Genomic DNA, 13,923 nt, shown 5'->3' on the forward strand with positions numbered 1-13,923 from the left:
ACTAGCATTGACGCCATCATAACACGCAGAACATAACCACTGGGTGGGTCAGTTCTCGGTGACAATGCCGGGTCAAATCTCAGTGGCAATCAACAGCCGCAGCCCTCAATCGACACTCCGCGTCATTAGGCTGACGAATGGATCGCCTCAACCAGCCGCCGTGCTTGCAAGGCCCGACCGTCGCGCAGTGTTGGCAGTGGCAACTTCCGGTGGCCGGGCCGTTTGTAGCGGAAACGGACTGTAACGTGTCCGCTTAACCTTTTCTCCGGGCGATAGATGGAGAGGAGGGTTCGTCTCTGGAACGATCATCGACGGCGGCGCGGCCGCAGAAGCGGGACGCTGACACGAAGCTGGCGTAGAGCCGCCTGAGTGTTCTGGAACTGGCGAAGGAACTTGGCAACGTCGCCAAGGCCTGGCGCCAGGGGGGGGACCGGACCAGTTTCTATGAATCGAAACGACGGTTCCAGACGCAGTGCTTCGAGGATCTGAAAGACCTGTCGCCGATCCACAAGTCGCACCCGCAGACGAAACCGCAGCCGGTGGTCGAACTGATCAGGGAATTGGCGCTGGCGCACCCAGCCCATGGTTGCAACCGCGATGAAGCGATGCTGGCTCTGGAGGCGAAGACGGCCGAGAAGGTCGTCGAGATCACCCCCGAGCAGGCAGCACTCCTGGAGCAGATGACCCCCTGCTCCTGGGAAAGGTATGTGGAGTCAAGTGAAACGAGTAAGCTTCTGCCGGCCGAGGCCGATCTTGATGCCTGGCTGGTCCATTACAATACCTAACGACAGCATCTCGATTATCGGAACATGGGGTGAAGACCCATATAGGCCGTCATGTCATTCGCCAGCCAAGAAGGTTAAGTGGACACGTAACGAAGCCGGCGCACGTCAATCCTGCCTACGACAGAAGAGAGCGCGAGCGTCCGGCAGAGAGCAGCGTCAAGGCGGTTGAGAACTTCGACGTGTTCGTGCTCGAATCAATCTGCGTCCGCAGGAGGTAGCGCTTCAGCAAAGATTCTACCTGCTCGCCATCGGTGAACTGGCCAATATCCGAACTCCCCGTCAGCCGTTCTGCCTTGGCCTTGAACTCGGAAAGTTGTCGGTCGATCGGAAGTTTCGCGAAGTTTTGGCCGAGGCCGAAAGCCCCTTCAAAAACCTTTCGAAGCGGTTTGGAACCGATTATCCGCAACCATTTTGTATCATTGCTGATGTTGGATCCTGCGAGTTCGGCCAGTTCACGCTTGGCATTAAGTGCCAGTTCAATCTCTTGATGCTGCGCACCGATGTTTTTCTCGAATGATCTGGTTGTGAACATATCAGTGATCGCCTCGGCATCCAGCGTATTTGTATCATCGCTGGACGAATGCCAAAGACCAAATGCAGCATTCAGGTTCGCGTAACGCTTGTCGGGAAGCCTGCTCACAATACTGTTTTCGTCTTGCGGATTCGCTTCGAGAACCTTTCGAATGAAAAACTTGTTATTCAGATCATCATCTAACCCAAATGCGCGCAGCGCGACACTGAGAAGCTTGTAGTCACCTATCAAGTCCTCCGCCGATTGCACTTTCGAGATGTTCTCGACGAAGTAGTCGCGCGATCTTTGCAATTCCGCGCTTTTCGAGAATGCGGTTTTTTGCGCCTCGGAGGTTCGCTCGAGAATTTTCCAGCCCAGGTAGCCGCCATTCCCGACGTGAATATTATAGCTCATGCCTGTCTCGCGGCCAATAGCCGCGCCTCTCGCGGAAGCAACTCACGAAGCTGTTTCAATGCATGGTAATAGCTTCTCGAGATTACGTGATCGGTGGCGCGGCTGAGGATCACCCTGCTATCTTGATCGCGAAACACCTGCGAAAGCTGCTCGATCCCTGTGAGAAGTTGCTGATGTCCCTCAGTCGGATCGGTTTCGCCCGTCAGGATGAGTTGGCAAATGTAACAGACCCGTGCAACTGGCGTGTTCGCCAGGCTGGGGTGAATTGCATCCTTCAACCGCAATATGTTGGCATTGGGGGTGCGGATAGCGATCTTGGCGCGGCGATCGCCGTTTTCGATCACGGCCCCGTTGATCAGAACGCGTTCGCTCGGCGCGAGTTTCAGGATCAGTCCAGTCATTCCTGAACCTCACCGCGCAGACCCTTCATGATTCGCATATTGATATCGATCAGGGGATCGATCGACGCGTTTTCGGCGAGAACCTTGTGCCCATGACGGATCGAGAACATAGCCAGAGATATCAGGCCGGCCTTCAACTCGTCGGGAAGTGCATTTCCCGGAGACGCCAGATCGGCGGCAAGTGCGATCCAGAGTTCGTTATTGGCATGGGTTGCGCGGATTGCCGCGAGATCGTCGCCACTGTCCAGTGCATTCTGGAGCAGGCGCGTGACACGCGATACCACCGTATATTCATTGTCGCGATCAGTTCGGACATAGTCCGAACCGAATTGAGCGCGGGGCTTTAGAAATGAAGCAGAGTTCACGCCTGAATTCCTGTTCTAGAAGGCAGTCGGAAACATAGGGCGCCAGAGGTGGCGCCCTATGTGGTTGTCATTACTTGAACAGCGCCAGGATCGTCTGCGGTGCCTGGTTGGCGATCGACAGGGCCTGAACGCCCAGCTGTTGCTGGGTTTGCAGCGCCTGCAGGCGGGCAGAGGCCTCTTCCATGTCGGCGTCGACAAGCGCGCCCACACCCGATTTCAGCGAGTCGGCGAGATCCGCAACGAAGTTCGACTGGTCGTTGATCCGCTTGGCGGCGGTACCCAGCAAGGCAACACCGTCTTTCGCGATCGTGAACAGCGCCTCGATCTCGCCCACTGCGGTCAACGCCGTTGCACGGCTGGTGATCGTGGTGACCGTTGCGCCTTCGATATCAGCTTCGAAATCAACGGATGCGACAGTGATCGACACCTTGGCAGTGACAGCCGTGCCCGAGGTCCGATCCATTGACGCCAAGACTGAGAAGTCCGTCTGTCCAGGGATCGGGTTGGTCTTGAGCAGGTTCACCCCGTTCATTTGACTTGCGTCAACGATCGCGGTGATCTGATCCTTCTTCGCGACGATCTGCGCATTGATGGTCGCGTAGTCGTTCGCGTCGCTGGCGGCGCCGGCGGCCAGTTGCTTCATCTCGTCGAGTAGCTTCTGGATCTTCTCACCGCCGGTACGGGCGGTCGTTACGACGGCTTCGGCCAGGTTCAGGTTGCTCTGGATGGTCTTGAAAGACGACTGATCGGATTCCATGACCTTCGAGATCGCCCAGACAGCGGCGTTGTGCTGAGCGTTGGCGACTTTCTTGCCGGTCGAAATCTCGTCCTGCGTCTTTGCGAGGTTCGAGTTGATGCCTTTCAGGGTCTGAAGGGCAACCATTGCGCTGTTGTTGGTCAGAATGCTGGACATTTTTTATCTCCAATGACTGGGCGTTTTGCCCGGTTTCGTGAATAAGGCCTTCTGACCTGCGAGCTTCAGCCCGATGCGGTGAAGCATGTGACCGGTCTTAACCGGCAATCGTGAATAAACCCTGAACCTCCTCAATCATGCAATCAGATAACATATACATATTTATTCAAAACTTTCGAGTGGATCTCGGCCCGACCTGCTCGGTCGTTTTCTTTCCGGTTTTGTCATATCCATCCAGATGTCGGGATAGTTTGAGTATCTCCTGAAATTGGCGCTGAGCCGCGAAGACTCCCTCGCGTGCGGAAGCCGCCAGATCGCGGATTGCCGAAAGTTCAGCCGTGCAGCGCGTTGCCGCATCCTCGGTGAGGGGGTGATTCTGCAGCTCGGCTTCGAATTTGCGAAGCATTTCCTCGGCTTTATCGGGTTCGAATGCGATAAGCGCTACCCGTGCCTGCTTCAGGTATTCAGTAGCGTCGTTCATGGCTTTACTCCTGGTTTCTTGGCGAGGCCTAGGTCGATTCGCGAGGCGAGGGCGTCAGCATAGGCATCGGTCAGCATGCTCCCGAATTGCGATTCCCCGACGCCACCCGAAAAATCTCCCTCTGAAGGCTTCGGGCCAGCATATTTTAACATTTCAGAAAGAAATGCCCGCTCCAGTCCGTTTGCGGCTTCCTGCGTCAACTTCTGATGCGATGTGGAAACCGCCATGCTTGTCTCGATGCGCATGTGCCATCCATTTTTCGTTAAAAGTTCATCGATGGGCTGTAAAATACATGCTTGCAGTAAATATTTGGTAACCAGAGGCTGTTAGAAGTCGGGAAGCCTTGGGATGAAGAGATTATGACCCCGTCCAGTATCAGTTTCACAAGCTCCCCCCCGTTCAGGACAGGTCCCGAGAGGTCTGGACAGCTCTCTTGTGGCGGGTCCGAATTCGCCAAGCTCATGTCGCCAGAAGCGAAAGACCAGATCGTTGCCTGTGACGATGCTATGGTGGACGTCGCCGAGGACGAAGAAGTGCCCGATACGGACGAGTCGACAGTTGTAGCCGATATCGAGACGACGCCGGTGGCGCCGCCATCGGATCCTCATGATCGCGTATTCGCGTTGGACAATGAGGTTCCGGCAGCAGATGCCGTGTCTGATGGGGTAGAGTCGGAATCGGGGCTCTGGGCGGCTGACGATCGGCCGATAGAGACTGTCGTGGCTGAGGATGCGGCGCCGATGCGGGAACAGCCCGTCCTGTCAGCAGGACGGGCCGCCTTTGCCGAAGGGGCTCCCGAAGGGACGTTTTTCACCTTTAGATCCGATGGCCGACCGACTGAGAGTGCGGCCATTGCGACCGAGAGGGTTCGCGCCGAGATTGCGGTCGGGGCTGATAAGCCGCCGCCCGTGCATTTGGATGTATCTGTCGCGGATCGACCGATCCGTGCATTGCCGATCGTTGAAACCTCTTCGCCCCCCAGCCTCATGCCAACCGAAGAGACGGATCAGCGTCCGACAGAGAGTCTGATCGGGATGAGGGCAGAGATCAGCGTGCAGGTCGGCAGTGACGCCAGGGGTGACGTCGCGGCACAGGCGACTGCTGCGAGAAACACGGCTCATGCGCCGCAAAATGTGCTGCGACAGATAGCGCTTCATGCGGCCGACCACGATGGTGACCGAATCGAGGTCACCCTCTCACCGGATGAGCTGGGCAAGGTGCGATTGGTCATCTTGGGCGGGGAACGACCAGCGGTCGCAGTCTATGCCGACAATCCGCAGACTTTGGATCTGCTGCGCCGCCATGCCGACCTTCTAGCCCGAGAGTTGCGCGATACAGGATTTTCGGGTGCCGATCTGTCATTTGCGGATAATGCAGGGACTGGGGGGCGGCACGGGGCGGCGCAGAGTACTTCGCAGGCAATACATGCCGAGGACCGCGCAATGTCATCGACAGAACAGCCGGCTCCGCAGGCCCCGCCGCGTTCGATTTCGGGCGCGCGGATCGATATCAGAATTTAGAAACTTGAGGTTTCCAGAATGGTGGACAATGTAAGCGCAACGTCATCCATGGCGACGACCGCGCGGCAGGCGAGCGGTGCCAGCACATCCGGCTCGGCATTCGCAAGCAGCGACTTCGAGACATTTCTCAAGATGCTGACCACGCAGATCAAGAACCAGGATCCGCTCAACCCCATGGAGGGAACAGAGTTCGCGGTGCAGCTTGCAACGTTTTCCGGGGTCGAGCAGCAGGTTCAGACCAATGCACTGCTGCAACAGCTACTGAGCGGCGGGACGAATGGGCTTGGCGAGTTGTCCGGCTGGATCGGGCGCGACGTCCGCACCACGGCTCCGGTCTGGTTCGATCGATCGCCGTTGACGATGACCGTCAACCCGGCCGCCGGGGCCGATACCGTCACTCTGATCACGCTTGATGCCCGGGGCAACGAAGTGTCGCGCGAGGAGATCGGTGCTGGCTCGGGCGAGATCGACTGGCAGGGGCGGGATGCCCAGGGCAATGTGCTACCTGCCGGCATCTATCAGTTCCGGGTAGTGTCGGCAAAGGATGGCGAGGTAATCAATACCTCGGATGTTGGCGTCTACACGCGGGTGACAGGCGCAGAGCTTGTCGGCGGTACGCCGCGGCTGATCCTTACGGGCGGGGCGACGGCGGAGTTGGAGGACATTTCCGCAGTGCGCGAATGATGGGGCGTCCCGCTGCGTCTTTGAACGCCAAGCGGTCAGCCTCTCGCCGGTCTGGGCGGTGCTGTGGTTCAGGTGCCGGTATCTTGCAGCATGCGGCGCCCTGCCCGGATCGAGCCGTCACGAACATCGTTTTCGATGGCGCTACAAAGCGCAGACAGGTCGCGATTGCGCATCGCGACCAGCATTTCCTTATGGTGGTCTGCGCCGGCAAAGTCGTCGAGATGTTCGATAACCTGGCGTTGGAACGGACCTAGCTGCAGCCAGATGCTTTCGATCAGCGGCAAGGCGGCTTGGTCGGGATTCAACCCATAAAGCACCTTGTGAAACTCCTGGTTCATCCGCGTCAGGGCGTCGAGGTCGCGTTCGGCAAGGGCCTTGTCCATGCCATCGTCCAGCGTGGTCAGATGGGCAATGGCGACATCCGAGATATAGGGAAAGGCCCGCATGGCGGCATGGGTTTCCAGCGCGATGCGCAATTGCACCAGTTCCTCGAACCGGCCCGCGGTCATCTCGGGGACGCGCAGCCTGCGATTGCCCAGGACCTTTATGGCGTTTTCCGAACTCAGGCGCCGCAATGCCTCGCGGATCGGGGTCGGACTGAGGTCGAGCTGCTCGGCCAATCCCCGGAAGGTCAGTGCGGTACCCGGTTGCAGCGCCCCGGTCATTACGGCGTTGCGCAGCCGTAGATAGGCGTATTCCTGAGTCGTCATCGCCGCATCGCGCGGGATTTCGGGAAGCGCTGGCTGGGGCATGACGGACCTCCGGGGCGGATGCAGGCAGTGCAGGATGACCCGTCAGGTGGCTTGACACAAGTCAAAATGATATCGCAATATGAAAAATGATATCACAAACATCCTGCCTGTCCCCTTTAAGGAGTCCTCCGATGATACCCGCAGATGCCCCGGCCTGGCTGGCCGACCGACCGGAGATCGAGACGATCTTCGCCTGCATCTGTGACTTGAACGGGATCATGCGGGGCAAGCGCGTGCCGGTCGAACAGCTTGACAAGATCACCTCGGGCGCGCTGCGCATGCCGCTGTCACTGCTCAGCATGGATATCTGGGGCGAGGATATCGAGGATAACGAGCTGGTTTTCGACACGGGCGACGCGGACGGGCTGTGCGACTTCACCGGCCGGCCGATCAGCCCGGTGGAATGGACCTCGCGCCCGGCGGCTTTTGCCCAGCTTTGGATGCGCGAGGAAAACGGCCGCCCCTTCATGGGCGATCCGCGCCGGGCACTGGCCGCGGTGGTCGACCGCTTCAAGGCGGCGGGTCTGACCCCGGTGGTCGCGACCGAGCTGGAGTTCTATATCGTCGATCCCTCGGGCGCGGTGCCGCAGCCGCCCTGTTCGCCGGTGACCGGCAAGCGGCTTGATTCGGACGGGGCGCTGTCGCTGGACGAGCTTCAGCATTTCGACGCCTTTCTGAACGAAGTTTATGATTCCTGCGCCGCCCATGGCATCCCGGCCGATGCGGCGATTTCCGAAAACGGCGCCGGCCAGTTCGAAATCAACCTGCTGCATGTCGCCGACCCGCTTGAGGCGGCTGACGATGCGGTGCTGTTCAAGCGGCTGGTGCGCGGTATCGCCCGCAAGCACGGCTTTGCGGCGACCTTCATGGCCAAGCCCTATGGCGACCGTGCTGGCTCGGGCATGCATGTGCATTTCTCGCTGAACGATGCCGAGGGGCGCAATATCTTTGACGATGGCGGCGAGGACGGGACCGAGGTTCTGCGCCATGCCGTTGCGGGCCTCATCCGCACCATGCAGGAAAACGCGCTGGTCTTTGCCCCGCATGAGAACAGCTTCCGCCGGATTCTGCCGGGGGCACATGCGCCCTCATCTGTGGCTTGGGGCTATGAAAACCGCACCGTGGCCGTCCGCATTCCCGGCGGCAGCCCCAAGGCGCGCCGGATCGAACATCGCGTCGCGGGTGCTGACGCGAACCCCTATCTGGTGCTGGCCTCGATCCTGGGCGGGGCGCTTCTGGGCATCGAAGGCAAGTGGGAGCCGCCGCCGCCCGTCACCGGCGACGCCTATTCCCAGAATATCGAGACCCTGCCGCCCGACTGGGCCTCGGCCATCGAGGCATTCTCGCGCGGGCCGCATGTGACCCAGATCTATGCTCGCCGCCTGCAACGTATGTTCGTGCAATGCAAGTTGCAGGAACTGCGCCGTTTTACCCGCCACGTCACCGAATTCGAATACCATTCCTATATGGAGGCCGTCTGATGAATGCGATGCGCCACCCCTATGCCGGAACGGGCGATCACACCGGCAGCTATTACGCGGCTTCAGCCAATCCCGCGCCGCTGCGGGCCGAACTGGCCGGCACGCATGAGACCGATATCGCCGTCCTTGGCGCCGGCTATTCGGGGCTATCGACCGCGCTGCATCTGGCCGAGCGTGGCCACAAGGTCGCCGTGGTCGAGGGGGCGCGCATCGGCTGGGGCGCCTCGGGGCGCAATGGCGGGCAGGTGGTGAACGGGCTGAATGCCAGCCTGCAGACGATCCGCGCCCGCTATGGTCAGGATACCGCGAATTTCGTCGCCGGGCTGGTGACCGAGGGCGGCGATATCATCCGCGAGCGGGTGGCGACCTATGGCATCCAATGCGACCTCAAGCCCGGCAATGTCTTTGCCGCGCTGACCGACGCGCAGCTGCGCGAGATCGAGGCACGCTGGAAGCTCTGGCGCGGCTATGGCATCGACAGTCAGGACATGCTGAGCGCCGATCAGATGCGCGATCATGTCGCCTCGGATCGCTATGTCGGCGGCATGATCGACCGCAAGGGCGGCCATATGCACCCGCTGAACCTTGCCCTGGGCGAGGCAGCGGCGCTGGAAAGCCGGGGCGGCACCATTTTTGAAATGTCGCCGGTGACCTCGGTCCAGACCGAAGGTGCGCGGCCCAGCCTGCGCACCGCCAAGGGCGAGATTCGCGCGAAAACGCTGGTGATCTGCGGCAATGCCTATCTGGGCGATGTCGTGCCGGCACTGGAATCGCGGATCATGCCGGTCTCGACCCAGATCATGGCGACCGAGCCCTTGGGCGATCTGGCCGCGACCCTGATGCCCAGCGATACCTGCATCGAGGACGTGCGCTATATCCTTGATTACTATCGCATGTCCGCCGACAAGCGGCTGCTGTTCGGCGGCGGCACGGTCTATGGCGGCACCGATCCCAAGGATATCACCGCGAAGCTGTGGAAGAACATGGTCAAGGTGTTCCCGCAACTGGCGCAGACCCGCATCGACTATGCCTGGAGCGGGAATTTCGCGCTGTCCTTCAGCCGTGTGCCGCAGATGGGCCGGATCGGGCAGAACACCTATTTCGCCCATGGCTATTCCGGCCATGGCGTCACCGGCTCGCATACCTTTGGCCGCATTCTGGCCGAGGCGATCTGCGGCGATACCGGGCGCTTCGACGTCTTTGCCGGCCTGCCATGGATCCCGTTCCCGGGCGGGCGCACCTTCCGCGTGCCCTATTCGGTCATGGGGTCGTGGTGGTATGGGTTGCGCGACCGGCTGGGGGTCTAGACGGCCTCGCGGCCATGCGGTTCCAGCCAGTCGATGACCGGGTTGATCGGGATGATCCGATAGGGGTTAATCGTCGCGTGGCTGTAATGGTAATGGCGCACGATATGGTCGAAATGCACCGTCTCGGCCACGCCCGGCCATTGATACATCTCGCGCGTCCAGCCCCACAGGTTCGGGTATTCGCGCAGCCACGCCCGGTTGCACTTGAAATGCGTGTGATAGACCGGATCGAAACGCACCAGCGTGGTGAAAAGCCGCCAGTCTGCCTCGGTCACCTGCGCGCCGCAGAGGTAGCGGCTTGCGGCCAGATGTCCCTCGAGCCAGTCCAGCGTCTGGAAAAGCGGGCCGACCGCCTCGTCATATCCGGCTTGCGAGGTGGCGAAACCGGCCTTGTAGACGCCGTTATTGACCGTGCCGTAAAGCCGCTCGTTCATGGCGTCGATCTGGGGCAGGCGGTCCTTGGGGCAGAAATTCGCGCTATTGCCGGTCAGCCCGTCAAAGGCCGAATTGAACATGCGGATGATCTCGGCGCTTTCGTTCGAGACGATCCGCCCCCGGATATTGTCCCACAGGACCGGCACCGTCACCCGGCCCGAGGCATGGGGATCTACCTTGACATAGATGTCGCGCAGGAAGGGCAGGCCGAACAGCCCGTCACCCGTCGTGCCGGGAAAATCGGTGGCGAATGTCCAGCCATCCGACAGCATGTCGGGATGCACGACCGAGATATCGATATGCGGTACAAGCCCCTTCAGCGCGCGAAAGATCAGCGTCCGATGCGCCCATGGACAGGCATATGAGACGTAAAGATGATAGCGCCCGCTTTCGGCGGGAAAGCCGCCCTCGCCGCTGGGGCCGGGGCTGCCATCAGGGGTGATCCAGTTGCGATGCGCGGTCACCGTGCGCTGAAAGCGCCCGCCAGTGCTTTCGGTATCATACCATTCATCGCGCCAGATGCCGTCGACCAGCTGACCCATCGTCCGATCCCCTTTTCCAGAGCTTGCCCCCTTGAACATAGGCCGCAGCCGGGTCCGGGCAAGGGCAGAGGGGATCAGCCTTGCACGAATTCCAGAACGGTGCCGCAGGCATCGGACGGGCCGACCCAGACCGCGCCCTCGGGGCCGCGATGGGCGGCGATGCCGGCGCCGATCAGCAATTCGCGCGTCACCGCCGGATTGGTGACGGCGATCTGCAGGGCGGCATAGCCGCGCGGCGGCGTGTCCGCCACGGCGCTGTCGTCATAGCGTGCGGCGGCGGCGGCCGGGGTCAGGCACAGGATGCGGGCCGAATGCGTGCCGGTTTCGACGGCATGGCCGCCGGGGATGGTGCGGACCCGGCCTGCGGCGAAAAGCCGGGCAAAGCGCCGCGCCAGTGTCTCGGTGTCATTGGCCATGGTGACGATGCCTGCCAGCGCCTGCGCGCCATTGGCGTGGGACTGCAATTCGGGGCGCCAGACCATGTCGGGGGTCTTGTGCTGGCACAGGAACATATAGCCCGAGGGTGCTTCATCAACCGCAAGATCGGTCGAGGCAAAGGCCGCAAGCCCGCTTGAGCCGTCAGGCAAGGCGAGCGGGCGCGAGAATTCGCTGACCGGCTCGGTCGCGATGCCAAGCGCGGCCAGCCCCTTGCGGGCCTCGCGTGCGCTTCCGATCCGGCAGGCGATGGCGCGCAGCCCCTCGCCATCCTCGGCCAGCATGTCGCGCTGGGGGCGGTTGCGCTCGGTCTCGGCGACGATGCCCAGCAACTCGCAGTAATCATGTTCAAAGATCAGCGTGTAATTCGCCGTCCCCTTTTCGGCGCTGTGCAGCCCGCGCGGCGACAGGGTAAAACCCAGCCGTCGGAATTGCGCGGCGCTCGCATCAAGGTCTTTGACCAGCAGGAAGACGTGATCGATACCAAGAACCGGATGAGGCATGAAGTCATTTCCCTTGTCGTCGGGCGTTGCCGCGAATCGCGACCCGCCCAGGGCCGTGAATGGCCGTATTCGCGATCTTGCCCAAGATGTATAGCGCGGCGCGGGCGATCTCCTAGAGCGGATCGGGCATTTTTCCATCCGCTGCGGCAGTTGCGCCCTTGCCTAAAGCTCGTCAAAGGCGGCCAGCGACTTGGCGGCATAGACCGTGCCCGGCCCGCCGGACATTTCGATGGCGACCGCCAGAACCTCAAGCAGCTCGTCGCGGCTGGCGCCATGGGATCTGGCCTCGCTGGTGTGAAAGATGACGCAATCCTCGCAGCCGCGACCGATGGCGACGGCCAGTGCGATCAGCTCTTTCATGGCCGGGCTGATCCGGCCCTCGCGCCCTGCGGCGGTCATCAGCCCGCGAAAGGCGGCCATGGTCTTGGGATCGGCCTTGTAAAGCGCGGCGGCGCGCGCGTTCATCGCTGTCAGCTTGTCCCGTGCGTCGGTCATCGGATGGCGTCCTTTGCGGTTCGGCCCGGCCCTTCTGGCGCTGGCGGCAAGGCCCGATCATGCCCCAGACCGCGACCGTTGCGAAGGACCGGCGCGATGCTGGTCAAATCCGGCCGGCGGGACTAGACAGCGCTTGATCCGCGGCACGGTATCCGGTGTCCCGGCCAATGCGAGGCTTTTTTGATGACGAGGACCAGCGTCACCCATCAGGGGAACGGATCGCGGGCGATCTTTGATTTCGCCTTTCCCTATATCGACCGCGCGCATGTCGATCTATCCGTCGACGGACGCCCCGCCCGGTTCAGTTTCGTCACCAAGGATTCCATCCAGATCGATCCGGCGCCAGGGGCGGGTGTTCCGGTGCTGATCCGGCGTCTGACCCCGCGCCAGCCGCAGGTCGATCTTGCCGAAGGGGCCGTATTGGCCGAACCCGCGCGGCGTCTTCTGTCCCGGCAGCTGAGCTATATCCTTGAGGAGATCGAGGAGGGCACCATCGATGCCGGCTCCGATGCGGCCATGCAGCTTTGGGCCGAGGTCCTGACGGCGCGCGGCGCGGCGATCGCAAGGCAAGCAGGGCTGGAGGCGCCAAAGGCTGCCGATGGCGCTGCCCGGGGCGCGCGTGTCAGGCGCATCCTTTTCGCCTATAGCCAGTCTAATTTCGCGGGGATCTCGGGCGAATTCGGCTGGCGCGAGGCGCCGCCGCCCAACCTCTTCGTCTGGAACGGCGGCGCCTGGGCCGGCAACAGCCGCGCCACCACCGGCAGTGCCTTTCTGCCGGCCAGGGATGTGCCCCTGCGCCTGCCGGTGGCCTATGCCGCCGAGATCGCCCGCGCAACGCCCGATGAGGACTGGTATCTGATCATCATCGGCCGGGGCGGCACCGGCGTCCGGGCGCTGGTGGGCGAACCCTATGACTGGACCCGCGCGACAGGCGAAGACCCCGGGCCGGGACATGTCGGGATGAATGCCGACGGCACCCAGATCCGCTATTCAAAGTTCGATCGCGACGGTGCCGCGCGCTATCTCAACACCTCCAGCCTGGGGACCAACCCGTTCTATCCGGCGCGAATCGAATCGGTGGCCGATCCCGAAACCTGCTATGTCGAATTCACCAGCACCGCCGAGCCGACGGTGCACGGCGCGTGGCGCAGCCAGGACATCCAGATCACTGCGACCGCGAACTGGCCGCCCGCGCAGGGGACCGAAATCCGCATGTTCCAGCAATTGCCGCGCATGCGGCAGGTGCTTGCGGCCAATGTCGCGGTGGCGTTCGAGGCGCTTGGCCTGAACGGCACAAGCCGCCGGTTCGATCGCGTGTTCCTGTGGCCGACCGAATCGGACATCGTCTATGCCCCGGCCTATGAAAACCGCGATTTCGAGCAGATTTTCGACCATATCGGCGCTTATGTCACCGCCGCCACCCCGGTGCTGATGACGCTGCCCTGGCCGCATGGCGCAGGCATCGACAAGGCGCGCGACGCCTGGCATGCGGCGCTGCGGCGGATCGCGGCGCGGGATCCGCTACGGCGGCGGGTGGTCAGTCTGGCTGCGACCGGCAGGGACAGTTGGGACACCGACGCCAATGCGGTCCATGTCGTTCAGTCGGCCAAGGAAGAGATCGGCTATTACATCCGCCGCGCCGAGGCCGCCGAGGAGCAGGCCGGCCGGACCCTGGCCCCGGTCGCCCGCACCGAGGGGGCATCCGCGCTCAAGGCTGAAACCCGTCCCGCGGCGGGTGCGCGTTCGGGCCGGCTGCGGATGGCGGTGGCGGCGATTTGTGGCGCGCTTGCCGGCTATGCCGTCGCGGTCATGCTTGGCCGTGGGGGGCTGTAAGCCGCGCGCCGCGACTGCCAGAGACCATGCGTGGATAGCTGGCCGGGGGCCGGACCCTCGGTCCGG

At 61.9% G+C, this 13,923-nt stretch carries 15 protein-coding genes and 1 pseudogene; 6 read left to right on the forward strand and 10 right to left on the reverse strand.

Annotated features, from left to right (window positions below):
- Window positions 1-296 precede the first annotated feature (296 nt).
- Window positions 297-746 (forward strand): annotated as a pseudogene (locus tag DFP89_RS14235) (IS481 family transposase); the annotation flags it as partial.
- Between the two features lie 154 nt (window positions 747-900).
- Here the strand turns inward: DFP89_RS14235 and DFP89_RS14240 are convergent.
- From DFP89_RS14240 to DFP89_RS14265, 6 genes are all read right to left on the reverse strand, one after another.
- A complete protein-coding gene (locus DFP89_RS14240; RefSeq protein ID WP_114350065.1) occupies window positions 901-1,710 on the reverse strand; it encodes a DUF1217 domain-containing protein in 810 nt (269 codons plus the stop codon).
- Window positions 1,707-2,111: a flagellar biosynthesis repressor FlbT gene (flbT, locus tag DFP89_RS14245; RefSeq protein ID WP_114350066.1), complete on the reverse strand. Its 405-nt coding sequence runs from the start codon at window positions 2,109-2,111 to the stop codon at window positions 1,707-1,709. Before flbT ends, DFP89_RS14240 begins: the two co-directional genes overlap by 4 nt.
- Window positions 2,108-2,476, reverse strand: coding sequence for a flagellar biosynthesis regulator FlaF (gene flaF / locus DFP89_RS14250; protein WP_114350067.1), 369 nt, complete (start codon window positions 2,474-2,476; stop codon window positions 2,108-2,110). Before flaF ends, flbT begins: the two co-directional genes overlap by 4 nt.
- Before the next feature lie 70 nt (window positions 2,477-2,546).
- Window positions 2,547-3,389 carry a flagellin N-terminal helical domain-containing protein gene (locus tag DFP89_RS14255; RefSeq protein WP_114350068.1) on the reverse strand — a complete coding sequence of 281 codons (843 nt, stop codon included), beginning with the start codon at window positions 3,387-3,389 and terminating at the stop codon, window positions 2,547-2,549.
- Between the two features lie 166 nt (window positions 3,390-3,555).
- A complete protein-coding gene (locus DFP89_RS14260) occupies window positions 3,556-3,870 on the reverse strand; it encodes a hypothetical protein (protein ID WP_114350069.1) in 315 nt (104 codons plus the stop codon).
- On the reverse strand, window positions 3,867-4,115 hold the full coding sequence (locus DFP89_RS14265; protein ID WP_245948757.1) for a rod-binding protein: 249 nt from the start codon (window positions 4,113-4,115) through the stop codon (window positions 3,867-3,869). Before DFP89_RS14265 ends, DFP89_RS14260 begins: the two co-directional genes overlap by 4 nt.
- Before the next feature lie 216 nt (window positions 4,116-4,331).
- On the opposite strand from DFP89_RS14265, the gene fliK reads away from it, so the two are divergent.
- Window positions 4,332-5,390 carry a flagellar hook-length control protein FliK gene (gene fliK / locus DFP89_RS14270; protein WP_220269842.1) on the forward strand — a complete coding sequence of 353 codons (1,059 nt, stop codon included), beginning with the start codon at window positions 4,332-4,334 and terminating at the stop codon, window positions 5,388-5,390.
- An 18-nt stretch (window positions 5,391-5,408) separates the two neighbouring features.
- Window positions 5,409-6,074, forward strand: a complete 666-nt coding sequence (locus DFP89_RS14275; protein WP_114350071.1) for a flagellar hook capping FlgD N-terminal domain-containing protein — start codon at window positions 5,409-5,411, stop codon at window positions 6,072-6,074.
- A 68-nt stretch (window positions 6,075-6,142) separates the two neighbouring features.
- Here DFP89_RS14275 and DFP89_RS14280 read toward each other — a convergent pair whose 3' ends face one another.
- Window positions 6,143-6,826, reverse strand: a complete 684-nt coding sequence (locus DFP89_RS14280) for a GntR family transcriptional regulator (RefSeq protein WP_114350072.1) — start codon at window positions 6,824-6,826, stop codon at window positions 6,143-6,145.
- Window positions 6,827-6,957: 131 nt separating this feature from the next.
- Between DFP89_RS14280 and DFP89_RS14285 the strand changes: the two genes are divergently transcribed.
- Both DFP89_RS14285 and DFP89_RS14290 read left to right on the forward strand, forming a co-directional pair.
- Complete coding sequence (locus DFP89_RS14285; RefSeq protein ID WP_114350073.1) at window positions 6,958-8,307, forward strand: glutamine synthetase family protein; 1,350 nt, start codon at window positions 6,958-6,960, stop codon at window positions 8,305-8,307.
- Window positions 8,307-9,614: an NAD(P)/FAD-dependent oxidoreductase gene (locus DFP89_RS14290; protein WP_281271208.1), complete on the forward strand. Its 1,308-nt coding sequence runs from the start codon at window positions 8,307-8,309 to the stop codon at window positions 9,612-9,614. Before DFP89_RS14285 ends, DFP89_RS14290 begins: the two co-directional genes overlap by 1 nt.
- Here the strand turns inward: DFP89_RS14290 and DFP89_RS14295 are convergent.
- From DFP89_RS14295 to DFP89_RS14305, 3 genes are all read right to left on the reverse strand, one after another.
- A complete protein-coding gene (locus DFP89_RS14295; RefSeq protein WP_114350074.1) occupies window positions 9,611-10,591 on the reverse strand; it encodes a glutathione S-transferase family protein in 981 nt (326 codons plus the stop codon). The genes DFP89_RS14290 and DFP89_RS14295 overlap by 4 nt on opposite strands.
- A gap of 74 nt (window positions 10,592-10,665) precedes the next feature.
- The gene (locus DFP89_RS14300) at window positions 10,666-11,529 is read right to left on the reverse strand and encodes a VOC family protein (protein ID WP_114350075.1); all 864 of its coding nucleotides are present in this window, start codon (window positions 11,527-11,529) and stop codon (window positions 10,666-10,668) included.
- A 162-nt stretch (window positions 11,530-11,691) separates the two neighbouring features.
- On the reverse strand, window positions 11,692-12,024 hold the full coding sequence (locus tag DFP89_RS14305; RefSeq protein WP_114350076.1) for a carboxymuconolactone decarboxylase family protein: 333 nt from the start codon (window positions 12,022-12,024) through the stop codon (window positions 11,692-11,694).
- Between the two features lie 183 nt (window positions 12,025-12,207).
- On the opposite strand from DFP89_RS14305, the gene DFP89_RS14310 reads away from it, so the two are divergent.
- Window positions 12,208-13,857 (forward strand): phage tail fiber domain-containing protein, encoded by a 1,650-nt coding sequence (locus DFP89_RS14310; protein WP_114350077.1) that lies wholly within the window; start codon window positions 12,208-12,210, stop codon window positions 13,855-13,857.
- Window positions 13,858-13,923 lie beyond the last annotated feature (66 nt).

Source organism: Paracoccus lutimaris (assembly GCF_003337565.1).
In the GTDB taxonomy this organism is placed as follows: Bacteria; Pseudomonadota; Alphaproteobacteria; order Rhodobacterales; family Rhodobacteraceae; genus Paracoccus; species Paracoccus lutimaris.

What these genes read in the sequence shown, in the direction of transcription:
- DFP89_RS14240 (WP_114350065.1), bottom strand. Translation starts at nt 1,710, where the DNA reads ATGAGCTATAATATTCACGTCGGGAATGGCGGCTACCTGGGCTGGAAA.
- flbT (WP_114350066.1), bottom strand. Translation starts at nt 2,111, where the DNA reads ATGACTGGACTGATCCTGAAACTCGCGCCGAGCGAACGCGTTCTGATC.
- DFP89_RS14255 (WP_114350068.1), bottom strand. Translation starts at nt 3,389, where the DNA reads ATGTCCAGCATTCTGACCAACAACAGCGCAATGGTTGCCCTTCAGACC.
- DFP89_RS14260 (WP_114350069.1), bottom strand. Translation starts at nt 3,870, where the DNA reads ATGAACGACGCTACTGAATACCTGAAGCAGGCACGGGTAGCGCTTATC.
- DFP89_RS14265 (WP_245948757.1), bottom strand. Translation starts at nt 4,115, where the DNA reads ATGCGCATCGAGACAAGCATGGCGGTTTCCACATCGCATCAGAAGTTG.
- fliK (WP_220269842.1), top strand. Translation starts at nt 4,332, where the DNA reads ATGTCGCCAGAAGCGAAAGACCAGATCGTTGCCTGTGACGATGCTATG.
- DFP89_RS14275 (WP_114350071.1), top strand. Translation starts at nt 5,409, where the DNA reads ATGGTGGACAATGTAAGCGCAACGTCATCCATGGCGACGACCGCGCGG.
- DFP89_RS14280 (WP_114350072.1), bottom strand. Translation starts at nt 6,826, where the DNA reads ATGCCCCAGCCAGCGCTTCCCGAAATCCCGCGCGATGCGGCGATGACG.
- DFP89_RS14285 (WP_114350073.1), top strand. Translation starts at nt 6,958, where the DNA reads ATGATACCCGCAGATGCCCCGGCCTGGCTGGCCGACCGACCGGAGATC.
- DFP89_RS14290 (WP_281271208.1), top strand. Translation starts at nt 8,307, where the DNA reads ATGAATGCGATGCGCCACCCCTATGCCGGAACGGGCGATCACACCGGC.
- DFP89_RS14295 (WP_114350074.1), bottom strand. Translation starts at nt 10,591, where the DNA reads ATGGGTCAGCTGGTCGACGGCATCTGGCGCGATGAATGGTATGATACC.
- DFP89_RS14300 (WP_114350075.1), bottom strand. Translation starts at nt 11,529, where the DNA reads ATGCCTCATCCGGTTCTTGGTATCGATCACGTCTTCCTGCTGGTCAAA.
- DFP89_RS14305 (WP_114350076.1), bottom strand. Translation starts at nt 12,024, where the DNA reads ATGACCGACGCACGGGACAAGCTGACAGCGATGAACGCGCGCGCCGCC.
- DFP89_RS14310 (WP_114350077.1), top strand. Translation starts at nt 12,208, where the DNA reads ATGACGAGGACCAGCGTCACCCATCAGGGGAACGGATCGCGGGCGATC.